Source organism: Thermococcus sp. SY098, from assembly GCF_035621495.1.
Lineage (GTDB): Archaea > Methanobacteriota_B > Thermococci > Thermococcales > Thermococcaceae > Thermococcus_B.
Map to the genome: position 1 here is coordinate 1,872,651 of NZ_CP141821.1, position 17,274 is coordinate 1,889,924.

Consider the following 17,274-nt stretch of genomic DNA (forward strand, 5'->3'; position numbering starts at 1 on the left):
CTAAAGCTAATTTGGAGGTGTAAGGAGATGGAGTATGTATACGCTGCTTTATTGTTACACGCCGCTGGAAAGGAGATAACTGAGGAGAACCTTAAGGCTGTATTGGAGGCTGCTGGAGTTACTCCAGACGAAGCAAGGATTAAGGCATTGGTTGCTGCACTTGAGGGAGTTAACATCGATGAAGTCATTGAGAAGGCTGCAATGCCAGTTGCAGTTGCTGCTGCTCCAGCTGCTGCTCCAGCCCCAGCTGAGGAAGCTCCAGCTCAGGAAGAAGAGGAAGAGGAGGAAGAAGAGGCAAGCGAAGAAGAGGCTCTCGCTGGACTTGGAGCCCTCTTCGGCTGAAGTCTCTCTTTTTCCCTCATTCTATTCCTTCATTTCGAATTTTCTATTCGGCATAAAGCTTATCTTTTTGAAATCCCACTCACTCAATGGTGACATACGTGAATGAAGTGTTGCCTCCCGATATTCAAAAAGGGGAAGGGAAAAGCGTTGATGATTATCTTTCAGAGGGGTTTGATTTAATCATTTCAAATCCTAAAATTCTATTCCCGTTTGTAATACCTCTGATAGTTAATGTCCTCTATGGAGTTTATCTCCTTGGGCATTTCTTTAGAGGATTGCATTTCACTTCAATACAGCTTTTTAAAGTCTCTATTCCGAATTGGGGACATTTTTTGATGATATCAATATTGGCTGTCATAATAATTGTGGTTTTTATGCTGTGGGGAATTGAAAGCATTGCTTATTTTGTAGTAAAAGAGCAAAATATATCTAAAGCAATTAGCTTTGGAGTAAAACGGCTGCCAGTAGCTTTTGTTAACTACACAATTCTCTTGTTAATTATCTCTGCTTTCTTTGTTCCTCTTGTCGTCGTCCACTCTCTGTGGCTTATCCTCCCCTACAGCTTTTTAATTGCCATTTTAGTTTCTCCTCTGATTTTTCTTTTGTCACCGGTGATAATCGAGAAAACTTTTGGGATAGTTGATACCTTTGTACTCTATAAATGTACCTTCAGAAAGAGTCTGATTCTTGGGCTTCTTTACTCCCTTGTCTCATCTGCAGTTAGCTCTTTAATCCCAATAGTTGGAGGAGCGTTGAATGTTTTGCTCGTCATACCTGGGTTTGTTGCAACATATTCTCTTCTCTATAGAGATTACAGAGAGAAGGGAAGTAGGGTATCAGGATTTATTTCTTCTCTTTGATAAAGCCAAATGCTGACTCCCTTGATAATTTCCTCTATATGGCTTTGATGTTGGTTCTTCTAAGCGATGGAATACTATTTGGACAAATCTCTCGCCGTATTCAAGTTCGATTTCCTCGTTTGAGCCGTTAAAAATCCCCAGAGTCAAATTGCCATCCCAGCCCGGATCCACCCACGCAAAGCTTCCAATGAGTCCTTCCCGTGCTAATGAGCTTCTTAGTCTCATCTCACCCATAACATCATCTGGTAGCTTAATCCTCTCCAAGGTCAGAATTAAGGCATATCCTTTAGGTGGAATAACGACTTTCCCATCTTCTTTGACATTAATGAACTTTCCATTAACCATAGCTTCATTACCGACTCTTAAGTCATACCCTGCAGGCTGAAGGGATTTTTCACTGAATGGCTCAATTAAAATTTCCTTCACAATTTTATGGTCTGGCAGTATCATTTAATCACCGTAAGCTTTATGTAAAGCGCAAATTAAAATCTTTCTGAGGGCCCGTGGCCTAGTGGATAGGGCGTCGGCCTTCGGAGCCGGAGGTCGCGGGTTCGAATCCCGCCGGGCCCGCCAACAAGCTTTCTGATGAAAAATTTGATCAAAATTCTTTGTCCTATTTTAATTGCTGTTCTTTTAGGTATTTAGGTATTCCACTTAATTGGCAGTTCTTCAAAGGGCCATTCGAAAAGTGTCCTAAAGAATTTATAAGTTTCAACTAAACTTTGGGAAAGTTTAAAACTGCATCTCCGTGTTCCTCCCGGCTCTCCTCAACTATTGAGGATAATGCTTTCTTAACGTCTTCTACTTCCTCCATCCCATAAGCCACAGTTATGTCTTAGCCTCTGAAATCTACTAATTCTGAGTAGTTAGTTTTTCTTAAAAAGCATACTTGTGTCTTTGTTGCTTAATGTTGCTGTCAAGTGTTGGTAGGTGACCCTCTCTCTCATGATGAAATCTGCTTTTATGTCTTTTCTCGAACAATGAGAGTTGTAGGATTTATACCTCCATGTATCCCTATATTTGAATAGAAGGCACTACCCAGGTGGTGCCTTATATTTCGCTGATTGTCTATATATCGGGGTATATCAAATCCAGCATATCTAAAAATTTTCAGTTGGGGATTTACATGTGATATATTAACGTACAGCTGATTAAAAGCCATGAGATTGCTCTATTTACCGAAAGGTTTATATATCTTTAAACGCAGAAAGAATATTGAAGAACCCTTTAAGGAGGTGTTGTGAATGGCTGAGTTGCCAATTGCCCCAATTGACAGACTTATTAGGAAGGCTGGTGCTGAGAGAGTCAGCGAAGAAGCAGCCAAGGTTCTTGCCGAGTACCTTGAGGAGTACGCAATTGAGCTTTCAAAGAAGGCTGTTGAGTTTGCCAGACACGCTGGCAGAAAGACAGTCAAGGCCGAGGACATCAAGCTCGCCATTAAGGCTTGAGGATATTGCTCTTTGCTTCTTAGCTTTTCTATTTTGATTTTTGGGCAATTTTTAAAAATCTGTTCTGAAAGTTTTTATCATGCATGAAATAGCAATCCGCATGACAAAAAGGAATCATAATGCCTTTGTCCACCTCCTTGGGGCATTAGAGAGCCAGGGATTTGACATTGGTGAGCTTTTAATAACCAAGGACTTCAACGAAATCCTCAAAGCGAAGCCCAAAGTTGTTCTGTATTCTTTCTTCACTGAGGAAATTTGGGAAGTTGAGAAGGAAGTTAAAATCCTGAAGGAAAAATTTAGCCCTCTCTTAATTGCCGGTGGTTATCATGCTACCGCAATGCCAAAGCACACTTTGAATGTTTTAGGCTTTGATATTGCTGTAATTGGAGAAGGAGAAGAAGTTATCTATCAGCTTCTGACAACTCTAAAACAAACCAAATTTAAAATCACAAAGGAGCTATTGTCCATTCGCGGTCTGGCATTCTATTTGGATGGAGAATTCGTATTCACAGGATTTGCTAAAGTTGATGATTTTGCTAAGTTTCCTCCCTTTGCGGAAAGCTCTTTTTTAATAGCACCTATTGAGATAAGCAGGGGCTGTCCCTTTGGGTGCTACTACTGCCAGACACCTTACATTAAGGGATTTAGGATGAGACATAGGCCAATAGACCAGATTGTGAAGTATTCAAAAAGAATGAGGGATATGCGTTACATCACTCCAAACGCCTTTGCTTACGGAAGTCCAGGAGCAGTTTTAAAACTTGATAAACTTGAAGCCCTTCTAAAAGCTCTGCAACCGTTAAGAAAAGAAGGACGGCGTTTGTTTTATGGAACGTTTCCGAGTGAAGTGAGACCAGAATTTGTGAAGCCCGAGACTCTTGAGCTTCTCATAAAGTATGCGGACAACAGAAGATTAGCTATTGGGGCGCAGAGTGGAGATGATGCCATGCTTAAGGCTATGCACCGCTTGCATACAGTTCGTCATGTGATGGAAGCTGTTGAGTATATGATTGAATACGGGATTGAGCCGGTTGTTGATTTCATTGTCGGCTTGCCTAATGAAAGTGAAGAAAGCCAGAGAAAGAGCATTGAGCTGATGAAGTGGATTATGCGTAAGGGCGGAAAGGTTAGAGCCCACTACTTCATGCCCCTACCAGGAACTCCTTGGGCGAGGTGTAAACCTTCACCATTAAGTGAGGAGATGAAAAAATTTTTGGGCAGGATGGCCGCTAAAGGTTACATTGAAGGAGCATGGGGCATTCAGATTCAGCTTTCCAAAAAATTGCAGAGGTTGATTGAGGAATTTTATGAAGAGCCTATGAGCTACGTTGGGAAAGTTAAGGGGGTTTGCTGATTACTTCTTTTGGTTGTTTTAGTTTAATACTTGTTTCTTTTTGAAATTTTGTAAAGTTTTAAACTTTTGGTTCACGAAATTTTTATATTTCTTAGTTGCAAATTTTTATATGATAACCCGTTGGGGGGGGCGAATGAGGAGGAGAGCATTGTTGGGCATTTTTGTGATATTGTTGGTGGTTGGAGCATATGGAGTATATGTGGTTAGTTATCCACAGTACCCAAAAATTAATAAGTGTGTCAACCCTTTTAGGGAAGTTAAACCAATACACCAAACTCAAGAAAATTGGTCAAAAATTCATTTTATATTTGCAGTTTTAACAAATAGGGACTTATTGAAACTTGCTAAGCCGTGGAATATAGACTATAATCTGACTTGGGTTTCAAAATTTAAGCTTCAATATGGTAAAGAACAAGTCTCAATGACAGCGATAGCAATCGTGTTGAAAAATCACAAACGTGCAGTAGTAATGTACAAATTTTCTAAGCCAGTAGATGGAGTTTATACGTTGACTAAAGTGTTGTCGTTCTCAAACAATACTGCACACGTAACCTCCATGATAATAAATGGCTACGAGATACAAACTAGCTCATGTGTCAATGAGTGTGGCAGTTGTAATATTTTAGAACATTGTGAGTCTTATTGTTGCGAACCATGTGCAAATACTCAGTGTATGGCATATTGTGCTGCTCCAGGATGCTACTTAGCCTGTGGATGGCTGCCATATCCAATAGCACTTCCATGTTGGATGGCGTGTGCAGGCTTTTGCTGTGAATATGTCTGCTGTGGACAGGAGGGTGGAAAATGCGTGCCAAATTACATTGGGCCTTAACGTACCTCTCTAATATTTTTGATCCATTTCCGAGGAGCTTCATGAAAAGGTTCGTATGTTACCTAGGGGCTTCATCTGTTGTATATTTCTACGGTTATTCATCAACTGCTCTCTTAATTCTGGGAGAGCTTATTGCAATAGACCTCCTAATAACTGCAACTATCTTTCTATACAAACGGCATTACAGAACTAGCCCTAAAGCCTAATAATTTTTTTGTAGGTATCTTTGCGCATTTTGTCTGAGGAAGGGTACTTAATGTGAGAATGGTTCTCAAGGAACTGGTATAGTTAGAAAATTTAAGCCTTGGAGAAGCTGGGATACTGGCACTTTGAAACTTATGACATTACTCCACAGCAATAAGATTTATAACCTCATAAACTTCTCATCAACACGACGGCAAAATGTATGCCGAAAACTATAAAAGATTTGAACTGCTGATAGATAAATTGCGAGAGTTTGATGGTGCTATCATCGTGGAAGGTTTGCGAGACGAGGTGGCTTTAAGGAAATTGGGGGTCAGAGCGGAGATAATAAGGCTCTCACGCTTACCGCTCTCAGAAGTGGCTTTAATTGCTTCACAGTATCATGAGGTCATGATATTAACTGATTTGGACAGAAAAGGTGAAGAGCTGGCGAAAAAGCTGACTCAATATTTGGAAGGCTATAAATGCAGAGTAGATACAGAGACAAGAAAAGAGCTCAAAATGATTGCAAAAAAGGACATTAAGGGCATTGAGGACTTGTATGGACTCTACACTAAAGTCACTCTCCGTTTCTGACCCCCTTAAGGAGGGGATTTCCTTGAAAAGAAAAAGGACAGTGCTCCAACATATTTTGTCGGAAAAGCAAAAGTTTGAAAAAAGAAAGGTAGGTGGGAACATGTCAGCAAAGGACGATTTTGGAACAACTAAATATGTGATCTATGCTGAATTTGAGGCGAATGGAGTTGTTGAAAGACCTGACGTTGTTGGGGCTATTTTTGGTCAAACTGAGGGGCTACTTGGAGACGATTTGGATTTAAGAGAGCTCCAAAAGACTGGTAGAATTGGAAGGATAAAAGTTGAAGTTCATACAAAGGCTGGAAAAACATACGGAACAATTACAGTGCCATCAAGTCTTGATAGGGTTGAGACAGCTATCTTAGCAGCTGCACTGGAAACAATAGATAGGGTTGGGCCATGTGAGGCAAGGATTAAAGTGATAAAAATCGAAGATGTTAGGGCAACAAAGAGGAAATACATCATTGAGAGAGCTAAAGAGATACTTGAGACACTTATGGAGGAGGAAATTCCGGAGAGCCAAGAGCTCACTGAAGAAGTCAAAAAGGCAGTCAGGGCAAAGGAGCTCATTGAATATGGTCCCGAAAAATTACCAGCTGGGCCTCATGTGCCGTTTTCAGACTCAATTATCGTCGTTGAGGGAAGAGCTGATGTGCTCAACCTCCTCAAGCACGGAATAAAGAATGCCATTGCCGTTGAGGGAACTTCAGTTCCAGAGACAATTATCAGACTGAGCAAGGAAAGAATTGTAACGGCATTTACGGATGGAGACAGAGGTGGAGAGCTTATCCTTAAGGAGTTGCTGCAAGTTGCCGATATTGATTATGTGGCAAGAGCGCCAGAAGGAAAGGAAGTTGAGGAGCTTACAAAGAAAGAGATAATAAAAGCTTTGAGGAGCAAAGTACCAGCAGAACAGGTTATAAATGAGCTGTTCTACAAAGGCAAAAGCTTCTATGATTTAATCAAGGAAAAAGAGAGAGAAAAGTCTGAAGAAACAAGAAGGGAGGAAGTTAGAGTAGAGAAGCCCCCTGTTGCAGTTAAAGAGGAAGGAAAAGAAGCGAGAGTCGAACAAAAGAGGGAAGAGAAATTTATAAAGCCGATTCAGGTTCCAAAAGCAGCAGAACTTGAGAAATTCAAGGAATTCGTCGAAAAAGTGAGAAACAATTCAATGGCTATCTTGCTGGATGAGGATAGGAACGTCATTGCGGAAATACCGGTTAGAGATCTACTTAGCTCTTTAAATGACAAAGAGGGAATACATGCAATAATATTCAACGGCATAATAACGCAGAGGTTAATTGACATTGTAAGTGAAAAGGGAGTCAAATACTTAATTGGGGCAAGGAAGGCAAATGTAGTTAGAAGACCAGTTGATTTGAAGATCATTACTTTTGCTGAGTAATTTCTCTTTTAATTTTGGCCTCAGCTAACCCTCTTTTCTTCATCAATTCAGAGTGGCTAACGATCATCATTGGCTAAGAGTTTTTAAAGAAAAGAGAATTAAAAGCTTTGGGATGATGTGCGTTTACCGGTCTGAGCTGTGATGATATCGGCACTGTCTGACCTATTCTTTTTTGTCTAAAATTTCATGTTCAACTAACGCAACTATATCATTGTGTATGTCCTCAATTGATGCAAGAGCATTTACAATTTTCATTTCTGGGAACATTTCAACGAGTTTAAGGTAGTTCTCCCTGACCCTTTTTTGTAGCTCTGCTATTCTATCAAACTCAGATTTTAGCTGTCTTCCATTTATCCTTTTCATACTCTCTTTAACAGGTAAGTCAAGGAGGATCACCAAGTCTGGTCTGATTGCAAATTTGTTCAGATTTATAAGCCATTCCAAATCCAAACCGCGGGCCCACTGATAAGCAAGGGAGGAATAGAAATATCTATCTGAGATCACGACTTTTCCAGCCTTAAGGGAGGGTTCTATTAATTTCTTCACATGCTCAGCCCTGTCAGCAGCGAATAAGAGTGCCTCTGCTTCATGGCTTATCTTTGCTCCATCTATAATACCCTCCCTGCCCCCTGTCAGAACGAGTTTTCGTATCAGTTTTCCAAATGCCGTATCTGTTGGCTCTTTTGTTAATACCACCTCATATCCTCTCTTTTCAAACCATTTTGTCAGTAATTTTGCTTGTGTTGACTTACCTGCGCCATCAATGCCTTCTATCACGATGAAAATACCCACAGCTGACACCTCCATGATCAAAACAACTGCGCGTGCTTAAATCTTAAAGTGAGTGTCCAGTTTTTAATTCTTTTTGCTAAGACTTTTTGCTAAGATAAGAAATTAAAGAGAACCAAGATATTACAATCTCTTTAAATATTCGAGGAACTTCCACATACTTCCAAAGGATTTTTCTTCCCCTGCCTTGTATAGCTCGATAATGCCTTCTGGCTTAAAGCGTAGCCCAAAGTCGTACTCCCCCTTTTTGAGTTTTTGCAGAAAGACTTCCTTTGGTTTTGGTGGTAGATAGCTTGTCATCATGTCATTTATCAAATCCGCCTCGAATCCGAAGTGTTCATTGAGTCTTGGGAACAAAAGCACTGCTGGGGTATTCATGCAGTCCACAAGGGCTTTTCCCTCCACTCTAAAGTTGTGATGCTTGAATATTTCATGCAGAAAGTCATCAAGGGCATTTGGATAATACACGGTTGCTCCGATATCATTTGGAGGAGCCTCGATGAAGTTCTTACTTTCAACTATTGCTTTAATTTCATCAACGTCAAGTCCGCTAACTTCAACCCGTACCCCCCCGTGGTAATAGACGTATGCCAATGGAAGCCCCTTCCTATGAGCAAAATCCTTTAGTGCAATCAACGGGATAAGCCTAACATCCATAATCGTTGAGCCAGTGCTTACGATACCAACAACAAGTGCTCTCTTTCCATACCTTGATATTGCCCTTCCATCCCTTCCCACTATTATGGTTCCTTGGGCAACAGTCCCGATTGCTCTACCCAGCAAAGCTAACTCTTCAGGATTAAATTTTTCCGAACGATAAATCTCCATTTGTATCACCTCAATCTGGCAGGATTATGCTTTCTTTTCCAATTCTTGACTCAACCCAAATCTTGACATTCGCACCAACTTTGCTAAACTCTTCTATTACGGTATTATCACCAATAACGCTTCCTGCCTCTATTTCAACACCTTTACCTATGTACACATTTTCCCCGATTATCGCCTCCCTTATCTCGGCGCCTTCCTCGATCGTAACATTTGAGAATATTACTGAACGTTCTATTTTAACATTTCTGCCAATTTTGACATTATCTCCCAACACGGCAAAACCTCTGACTTCGAATTTCCTAAGTTTGCATCTTCTTCCAGTGACTATAGCCCCTCCATATTCCAAGTTTCCTTTTAACGTGTCCACTCTAATCTCTGGCAATCTTAGCTTTCCGAGGAAAACATCTTCCGTTGCCTGAAGATAACTTGATGGTCTCCCCACATCGTTCCAGTATTCTTTAAAGGGAAATCCATAGATAGGTAAATTTTCTTCAAGCATTTTTGGAAATAGGTGAAGTGAGTAGTCGAAATTAGTTTTTGGAGGTATTAAATCAAAGACTTCTGGTTCAAATACATAAATCCCAGCATTAACAAGGTTGCTGAATGCTTCCTCTGGCTTGGGTTTCTCTTTAAAGCGAATTATCCTATTTTCGTTATCAACAATTGCAATGCCATATTGGGTTGGATCTTCTACTTCGCTGAGAGCTATTGTTGCCAGTGCTTTTTTCTTTTTGTGATACTCATAGAGTGCCTTTATGTCAAGGTTCGTTAGTACATCGCTTGATGCAACTATGAAGGTGTCCTCAATTTTGTCCACTACTTTTTTTGTGGCTCCAGCAGTTCCGAGTTTTATGTTCTCCCCATTAGAATAATGGATTTCAACACCGAATTCACTACCATCTCCGAAGTAATCCATTATCCTTTCTTTTAAGTATCCAACGAGAACAAAGATTTCATCAACACCAGCATCTATAAGACTCCTAAGTATGTACTCCATCAGCGGTTTATTGAAAAACGGTATCATTGGTTTTGGTCTGTAAACGGTGAGCGGTAACAAACGCGTTCCTTTGCCTCCTGCCATTATTACTGCTTGCATATCTAACACCTAAGAATTAGTTAAGTAAGGAGATATTTAATATACTTTTTGCTGCATTTCTTATAAATCAGAAGCTTTTATGGAAAACCTGGACTCATAAGGAAAAAGCTTGTGTGAAACTTTTTAAGATGCTCATTTAAACTTATGATGGTGATATTAATGGAGATCACACCCATTGAATATCTGAAAGAAAGACTTGAGCCAGAGCAGTTTAAGAAAATTGCCGCTATAAATAACCCTGAACTCCACGAGTTTCTCGCAAAATACATAAAGCTTCTCAACCCTTCAAAAATCTTCGTTGCTACGGACAGCAAAGAAGATGAGGAGTACATAAAGAAAAAGGCAATTGAATATGGGGAGGAGAGGCCATTAGCGACTCCTGGACATACAGTGCACTTTGACAACTATTACGATCAAGCGAGAGATAAAGCGAATACAAAAATCCTTGTTCCAAGGGGCGTTGATTTAGGACCATTCATCAATACTAAGGATAGAGAAGCAGGCTTAAGGGAAATTCACGAACTTATGAAGGACATAATGGTTGGAAAGGAGCTGTTCATATTGTTCTTCGTCCTTGGTCCAAAAAATTCAGTGTTCACTATTCCGGCTGTTCAGCTTACAGATTCAGCTTACGTAGCTCACAGTGAGTTTCTTCTTTACAGAAAAGGTTATGAAGAGTTCAAGCGTTTAGGAAGGGAAGCTAAGTTTCTTAAGTTTGTCCACTCTGCTGGCGAGCTCGATGAAAGAAAGACAAGTAAAAATCTTGACAAGAGGAGAATTTACATTGACTTAGAAAGTGAGACTGTTTATTCCGTAAATACACAATATGGCGGAAACACAATCGGTTTGAAGAAGTTAGCCTTCCGTTTGACTATAAGGAGAGCAGTTAAAGAGGGCTGGCTTTCAGAGCATATGTTCCTTATGAGGGTAAACGGTCCAGAGGGAAGGAAGACCTACTTTACTGGAGCATTTCCATCAATGTGCGGCAAAACATCAACAAGCATGATTCCATGGGAGAACATAGTCGGCGATGATTTGGCATTTATAGTTGACATGAAAGGCGAGGCAAGGGGAGCGAATGTTGAGGCGGGAGTTTTTGGAATTATTCATGGGATAAACAAGGAAGATGATCCAATAATCTGGGAGGTTCTCCACTCACCTAATGAGATAATATTCTCGAACGTCCTAATTAAGGATGGAAAGCCCTATTGGACGGGAATGGGTGAGGAAATCCCAGATGAAGGTGAAAATCACAGTGGAAAATGGTGGAAAGGGAAGAAAGATGCTGAGGGGAATGAGATCCCACCAAGTCACAAGAATGCACGTTTTACAGTTAGACTTGATGCCTTCCCAAATCTTGATAAAGAAGCCTTAGATGCCCCATGTGGAGTTAAAATAGGTGGAATGATCTATGGGGGAAGGGATAAAGATACTTGGCCTCCAGTGAGGGAGGCATTTGACTGGACTCATGGAGTAATAACTATGGGAGCAGCACTTGAAAGTGAAACAACCGCTGCAACCCTTGGCAAGGAGGGAGTTAGACAGTTTAATCCAATGTCGATCCTTGATTTCCTTTCAGTTCCAATTGGTGAATACATACAAAACTACATCCGCTTTGGAGAGAGGCTTAGGGAGAAGCCAAAGATATTTGCAGTAAACTACTTCCTTAGAGATGAGAATGGAAACTGGCTGAACGACAAGCTTGACAAAGCAGTCTGGCTAAAGTGGATGGAGCTTAGAGTTCATGGGGATGTGGATGCCATAGAGACACCAATTGGCTACATTCCTAAGTATGAAGACCTCAAGCGCTTATTCAAACAGGTGCTCAACAAAGAATACAAAAGAGAGGACTATGAGAAGCAGTTCATGATAAGGGTTCCAGAGCTTTTAGCAAAGATTGATAGAATAGAGAAGATCTACCGTGAGAAAGTCAAAGATGCCCCCGAGGTTCTTTTCAGGGTGCTTGAAGAGGAGAAGAAGAGACTTCTTGAGGCAAGAAAGAAATATGGTGACTACATCTCTCCATTCCAGTTTGAGAGGGCTTAACATTTTCAGCATTTTTTCAACCTTTTTATGGAAAAACCTAAAAACGGGATATGCATACTGACCTTTGGTGAGGATAAAGGATGGAGGATATGGAAGAGTTTGAATATCAGCCAAGAAGTGTTAAAGATCTCTTTATTGAGATGAAGAACATTGCTGAACTCATGGTTGATCTGGCATATACCTCTATTCTGTTTGGGGATAAGGAAATTGCTGAGGAAGTTGTGGATTTGGAAGAGAGGATGGATTTACTTAACTACCAGATGACACTTCATGCTGTTTTAGCAGCAAGAAACGTAAAAGAAGCTGAAAAAGTAACATCAATCCTCCAAATGGCGAATGCCATAGAAGACATCTCCAATGCAGCTGGAGACTTAGCAAAAATGGTTCTTGAGGGCCTCGAATTGCACCCAGTTATAAAAGAAGCCATTCTTGAGAGCGAAGAAGTCATTGCAAAAATTGTTGTCAGTCCAGATTCAGTTCTTGTTGGAAAAACACTTGGGGAGCTTGACTTAGCAACGAATACAGGGGTTTGGGTTATAGCAGTTAGGAGAGGTAGGAGGTGGATTTTTGGTCCAGATAAGGATTTCAAGATAAAGCCTCACGACGTTCTCATAGGAAGAGGAACTCATACTTCGGTTGAACACCTAAAGGAAATAGCGAGAGGAGTCATTAGGGTGGTCGGCAATGAAAGAGCTTGAAGAGATTAAAGATTGTTTAGTTGAAATGAAGAACCTCTCATCTCTTATGGTGGACCTGGCATTTTCTTCCGTTATGTATAACAGTGAGGACATAGCTGATGAAGTGTACATTCTTGAAGAAAAAATGGATGAGCTAACTCTGAAGGTAAAAAAACTCGCTTTAAGGGCAGCAAAAAATGAAGAGGATCCAGAAAAGCTTTTAAGTATTATAGAGATGGCAACAATAAATGAGCAGATATCAGATTCAGCATATGAAATAGCAGATTTAATTTTGAGGGATGTAGAGCCGCATCCTATAATACGAAAAATAATGCACGATGTCGAAGAAGAGATTGGACGCGTTAAAGTCAATAAAGGGTCGATTTTGATTGGTAAGAGCTTAAAACAGTTGAAATTGCCGACGAAGATAGGTGTCAGACTAATAGCTATAAAACGCGGAAGCAAGTATATATACAACCCTAATAAGGATGAGGAGATAAAAGAGGGGGATATTCTCATAGCAGTTGGTTCTGGAATTGATCGGTTGAGGGAACTTTCCAATGAAAAAGGCGAAGAAGGAGAAAGGATAGAGGAAGAATAACTTCTAATTTTTGTTTTTATTAGATGCTTTTCTTTTTCCAAAATACTTTTATGTATCACTGTCAATGAGTATGGTAATAGGGAGTATAAAACTACGGGGTGTTGAAGAATGGTGGTCGAATCAACGATTAAAGAGAAGCTTCCTGAAAATATTAGGGGCTTGGCAAAGCTTGCTTATAACTATTGGTGGAGTTGGGATCACAAAGCCACAAAAATGTGGATGTATATCGATGAAGAGCACTGGAGGGAGTATAAAAATCCGGTGAAGCTTCTCCTTGATGTAGATAAGGAAAGATTAAAAGAGCTTGCAAGAGATGAATTCTTTCTTGATTTATATGAACTTGTAATGAGCAATTTTGAAAGATATATGAGTGAGAAGAACACTTGGTTCTCTATTAATTATCCAAAGTGGGACAAGCCGATAGTGTATCTGTGCATGGAATATGGTATCGGAAAAAGTCTGCCCATTTATTCTGGTGGTCTTGGCATTCTTGCTGGGGATCATATAAAGACGGCAAGTGATTTGGGTCTGCCCCTTATTGCAGTGGGTCTTCTCTATAAGCACGGCTATTTCAAGCAGGAAATAGATGAAAACGGTAGACAAATTGAGGAGTTTCCAAGTTATGATCCAAAAGAAATGCCCATAAAGCAGATTCTCAAGGAGAATGGGGAGCCACTCCTAATTTCAGTTCCAATTGAAGATAGAGAGGTATATGCAAGGGTGTTTGAGGTAAACGTTGGGAGGATCAAGCTGTATCTGCTTGACACCGATGTAGAACAGAATGAGGAGGACGACAGAAGAATATGTGACTACCTTTACAATGCTGAGCTTGACAAAAGAGTTAAACAGGAAATTCTGCTTGGGATTGGAGGAATGAGGCTTTTAAAAGCTCTTAAAATTGAACCTGGGGTCATACATTTAAATGAAGGTCATCCGGCTTTTGCAAACTTTGAAAGGATTGTATGGTATATGGAGGAAGGACTAAGCTTTGAGGAGGCATTAGAAGTCGTTAGAGGAACGAGTGTTTTCACAACCCATACGCCTGTTCCTGCTGGACATGATGTTTTTCCAGTCTGGTTTGTTGAGGAGAAGCTTAGAAAGTTCTTTGAGGGTTTGCCCAAGGAAAAATTTTTGGCTTTAGGTAAGGTTGAGGAAAAAGACCCCAACTTTAATATGAGCCTTTTGGCTATAAAAACCTCCAACTTTATAAACGGCGTCAGTAAGCTTCATGCAGAGGTTACAAAGAAAATGTGGCTTAATCTTTGGAAAGGAGTCCCTATTGATGAGATCCCAATTGAGGGAATAACAAACGGGATTCATACACCAACATGGGTTCATGAAAAGCTTGCTCGTTTGTATGACAGATACATGGGGAAGGTCTGGAGAGAACATGTGAACTTGGAGGGTATCTGGTATGCCATCGAAAGAATTCCAGACAAAGAGCTCTGGGAAGCGCATCTAAAAGCCAAAAGAGAACTGATTGAACTAATCAAGAGAAAAATCAGGGAAAGAAATGCCCGTTTAGGTATTGAGGAGCCAGTTCCAGAAATTAATGAAAATGCTTTGATGATAGGATTTGCAAGGAGATTTGCAACATATAAGAGAGCAACTCTAATTTTGAGCAATCTTGAGCGCTTAAGGAGGATAATGAACAATCCAGAGATGCCTGTGTATCTAATCTTTGCAGGAAAAGCTCATCCAAGGGACGAAGCTGGAAAGGAATTCTTGAAGAAAGTTTACGAAGTTTCCCAAATGCCCGAGTTTAAAGGTAAAATAATCATTATAGAAAACTATGACATGGGTTCTGCCCGTTTAATGGTTGCTGGCGTTGATGTGTGGCTCAACAACCCAAGGAGACCTCTTGAGGCAAGTGGAACGAGTGGCATGAAGGCTGGACTTAACGGCGTCCTTAATTTAAGCATCTACGATGGATGGTGGGTTGAAGGATACAACGGGAGAAACGGCTGGGTTATAGGGGAGGAGACAACAGAACCAGAGACCGAAGAAGACGATATAAGGGATGCTCAGAGTTTATATGATATTCTCGAAAATGAAGTAATTCCCCTTTATTATGAGAACAAAGAAGCTTGGATAAGCATGATGAAGGAGAGCATAAAGAGCATAGCGCCAAGGTTCAGCACTCACAGGATGGTCAAGGAGTACATGACAAAATTCTATACAAAGGCTATGGAGCATGGAATCTGGCTTGTGAGAGATAACTTCCGCTGGGCAAGAGAGATAGCAGCTTGGAAAAAGAAAGTGCTTGAAAATTGGGGGAATGTAAGCATTGAAAAAATAATTACAGAGGACGCTAAGGCAATGGAAGTTGTCATAAACCTTGGAAATCTGAGTCCTGAGGATGTAAAAGTTGAGCTCTACTATGGAGTGAAGGTCAGGGACTACATAATTGAGAAGCCCCACATAGTTGAACTAAAGAGGCCCGAATCTCTGGGGAATGGAAAATACAGGTACAGATACGAAGGAAACGCTTTGAGGAATATAATCAATCCATGCTGGCACTATGCTGTGAGAGTTTATCCCTACCATCCAAAGTTGCCATACAGATTCCTGATGGGGGGCATAATAAAGTGGCGTGGATTGCTTGAGTGACTCTTTTCTTTCTATTTAATTTCCTGATCCTCAAGAAATTTTATATACCTGTCCCAATTGAAATTATGATTAACTCAAGCAGCCCGGGGTGATTAAATGGAGGAGAGGACAAAATGGACTATTTACTTGACATTTTTAGTGGCGGGATTTGCTACAGGGATAGGCACCATGGGTCTGTTTCCCCAGTTTTGGCTTCAGTACGGGATAACAGGACTGTCAGTGTACTTGATCTTCACACTCTTCTTCACGTACCTTGCTATACTTGAGGCAGAATCAACTCAGAAAACGGCATATCACTTTGTAGAGCTTTATACAAAGCTCACAAGAACATCTGGTATGATCATTGCGATTTTACTTGCGATCATGGTGTTCTTATCTTACTACACAGCAAACACAGCCCTTATACTGCTGTCTCCATTCCTCGGAACTGGAGCTCTCGGAAGGCTTATTGCAAAGCTTATTTTGTTAGCGGTAACATTTATAATAATCACAAGGGCCAAAGAGAAAACATTCCTTATAATGGCTGGTGGTTCAGCACTTTTCGTAATCTTTGCTGTGATAACAGCAATAGCATTCAAGACAAAAATACCAGCTGAAAACTTTTACCTGGACCTTGTTAAGGGAATGATATTTGCAAGGCAACCACTTTCATTAGCTCTGTTAAGGGATGCTGCTATTAGGGCTTTATATGGTGTCGGTTTGGGCTTTGCGTTCTACTTAATGATTGGAAGCTTTATGGGGAGAAACTTTAACTCTAAGGTAATTATTGGAACTGGCGTAGCTATCCAGGTATTTATTGGAATCATTGCAACGTTTACCGTGATATACTCAGTTGCTCCCGGAACTCCAGGGTTGCTTCTTACATATGCGACAGGTGGAGAAGAAGGCTCAATTAAATTTATGGAGGCTTTGCCTCATGTATTGGCTAATTATCAAATTTTGCTACTCATGATTGCGATGTCGCTCTTTTTTGCAGGTCTTACAAGCATTGTTCCAACAGCTGAAATTGGGCTTCAGATTACTCAAATGCTAACTGGCCTAAGCAGAGAAAAGGCAGCAACATATTTTATCAGCTTTGTGGTTCTGCTTGGACTCATTGACTCATATCCTCCAGTTGCCGACATGATGCTTCAGGCAATAAATGTTTTTATCTTCATTGGGGCAATATTTGAGATATATCCCATACTAACAAAACTGAAAGGGCAAAAAAGCCCAATAGAGCATGCAATAGCGACTGTGGGAGCAGTAGTTTTTGCATTATTGGGCATATATGTCATGATTTCGGAGATCAAGATTGGAGGATACAGGGTGGTTTCAACAGTAATAGCCATTGTCCTTTTGATCATAGGAATTGCAATAAAGGAATTCGGAAAGGCTTCGAAATAACTTTTCACTCTTTTGCTTTTATACACCCACCAGGGAATGCTCTTCCCCATATTTTTGGAGTTTTTCGTAAGCACTCTCCCAGTTTCTCCTACCATGTAAGCTAATGGCACTGTTGCTATAGCATGAGCACCGCAGCCTATCTCCAGAATGTTCATTCCCTCTTTAATTCTGGCGAACTGCAAAAGCCTAAAACGTTCGAGTATCTCAAGATGAAGCCAGTTAT

15 protein-coding genes, 1 tRNA gene and 1 pseudogene are annotated in these 17,274 nt (G+C 40.5%); 13 read left to right on the forward strand and 4 right to left on the reverse strand.

Translation table 11 applies throughout. From position 1 onward, the window contains the following. The first annotated feature begins 27 nt into the window (after nt 1-27). A complete protein-coding gene (rpl12p, locus tag VFC49_RS10515) occupies nt 28-342 on the forward strand; it encodes a 50S ribosomal protein P1 (protein ID WP_013466471.1) in 315 nt (104 codons plus the stop codon). Nucleotides 343-440: 98 nt separating this feature from the next. Then, nucleotides 441-1,202, forward strand: a complete 762-nt coding sequence (locus VFC49_RS10520; protein ID WP_324735498.1) for a hypothetical protein — start codon at nt 441-443, stop codon at nt 1,200-1,202. On the opposite strand, the gene dcd is transcribed toward VFC49_RS10520, so the two are convergent. After that, on the reverse strand, nt 1,179-1,652 hold the full coding sequence (dcd, locus tag VFC49_RS10525; RefSeq protein WP_324735499.1) for a dCTP deaminase: 474 nt from the start codon (nt 1,650-1,652) through the stop codon (nt 1,179-1,181). The two genes, VFC49_RS10520 and dcd, sit on opposite strands and share 24 nt — an antisense overlap. A gap of 47 nt (nt 1,653-1,699) precedes the next feature. Between dcd and VFC49_RS10530 the strand changes: the two genes are divergently transcribed. From VFC49_RS10530 to dnaG, 6 genes and pseudogenes are all read left to right on the forward strand, one after another. Beyond that, nucleotides 1,700-1,775 (forward strand) — tRNA-Arg (locus VFC49_RS10530). A gap of 671 nt (nt 1,776-2,446) precedes the next feature. Beyond that, complete coding sequence (gene hpkA, locus VFC49_RS10535; RefSeq protein ID WP_013466475.1) at nt 2,447-2,650, forward strand: archaeal histone HpkA; 204 nt, start codon at nt 2,447-2,449, stop codon at nt 2,648-2,650. A gap of 79 nt (nt 2,651-2,729) precedes the next feature. Next, entirely contained in the window at nt 2,730-4,004 is a 1,275-nt protein-coding gene (locus VFC49_RS10540) for a TIGR04013 family B12-binding domain/radical SAM domain-containing protein (protein ID WP_324735500.1), read from the forward strand. A gap of 133 nt (nt 4,005-4,137) precedes the next feature. Beyond that, a complete protein-coding gene (locus VFC49_RS10545) occupies nt 4,138-4,836 on the forward strand; it encodes a hypothetical protein (RefSeq protein WP_324735501.1) in 699 nt (232 codons plus the stop codon). Nucleotides 4,837-5,238: 402 nt separating this feature from the next. Further along, a pseudogene (locus VFC49_RS10550) lies at nt 5,239-5,635 on the forward strand (toprim domain-containing protein); the annotation flags it as partial. 3 nt (nt 5,636-5,638) lie between these two features. Beyond that, a complete protein-coding gene (dnaG, locus tag VFC49_RS10555) occupies nt 5,639-7,018 on the forward strand; it encodes a DNA primase DnaG (protein ID WP_324736745.1) in 1,380 nt (459 codons plus the stop codon). A gap of 162 nt (nt 7,019-7,180) precedes the next feature. On the opposite strand, the gene tmk is transcribed toward dnaG, so the two are convergent. The 3 genes from tmk to VFC49_RS10570 all read right to left on the reverse strand — a co-directional run bounded on the left by tmk (nt 7,181) and on the right by VFC49_RS10570 (nt 9,731). Next, the gene (tmk, locus tag VFC49_RS10560; RefSeq protein ID WP_324735502.1) at nt 7,181-7,810 is read right to left on the reverse strand and encodes a dTMP kinase; all 630 of its coding nucleotides are present in this window, start codon (nt 7,808-7,810) and stop codon (nt 7,181-7,183) included. A 120-nt stretch (nt 7,811-7,930) separates the two neighbouring features. After that, nucleotides 7,931-8,635, reverse strand: coding sequence for a phospho-sugar mutase (locus tag VFC49_RS10565; RefSeq protein ID WP_013466481.1), 705 nt, complete (start codon nt 8,633-8,635; stop codon nt 7,931-7,933). 10 nt (nt 8,636-8,645) lie between these two features. Continuing rightward, the gene (locus VFC49_RS10570; RefSeq protein ID WP_324735503.1) at nt 8,646-9,731 is read right to left on the reverse strand and encodes an NDP-sugar synthase; all 1,086 of its coding nucleotides are present in this window, start codon (nt 9,729-9,731) and stop codon (nt 8,646-8,648) included. A 159-nt stretch (nt 9,732-9,890) separates the two neighbouring features. Here VFC49_RS10570 and VFC49_RS10575 point away from each other — a divergent pair, with 159 nt between their 5' ends. The 5 genes from VFC49_RS10575 (at nt 9,891) to VFC49_RS10595 (ending at nt 17,051) form a co-directional block, all read left to right on the forward strand. Beyond that, nucleotides 9,891-11,777 carry a phosphoenolpyruvate carboxykinase (GTP) gene (locus VFC49_RS10575; protein ID WP_324735504.1) on the forward strand — a complete coding sequence of 629 codons (1,887 nt, stop codon included), beginning with the start codon at nt 9,891-9,893 and terminating at the stop codon, nt 11,775-11,777. An 80-nt stretch (nt 11,778-11,857) separates the two neighbouring features. Further along, a complete protein-coding gene (locus VFC49_RS10580) occupies nt 11,858-12,475 on the forward strand; it encodes a potassium channel family protein (RefSeq protein ID WP_013466484.1) in 618 nt (205 codons plus the stop codon). After that, a complete protein-coding gene (locus VFC49_RS10585) occupies nt 12,462-13,055 on the forward strand; it encodes a potassium channel family protein (protein WP_324735505.1) in 594 nt (197 codons plus the stop codon). Before VFC49_RS10580 ends, VFC49_RS10585 begins: the two co-directional genes overlap by 14 nt. Before the next feature lie 108 nt (nt 13,056-13,163). Next, on the forward strand, nt 13,164-15,665 hold the full coding sequence (malP, locus tag VFC49_RS10590) for a maltodextrin phosphorylase (RefSeq protein WP_324735506.1): 2,502 nt from the start codon (nt 13,164-13,166) through the stop codon (nt 15,663-15,665). Nucleotides 15,666-15,761: 96 nt separating this feature from the next. Next, nucleotides 15,762-17,051 (forward strand): sodium-dependent transporter, encoded by a 1,290-nt coding sequence (locus VFC49_RS10595; protein ID WP_324735507.1) that lies wholly within the window; start codon nt 15,762-15,764, stop codon nt 17,049-17,051. The last annotated feature ends 223 nt before the right edge of the window (nt 17,052-17,274 follow it).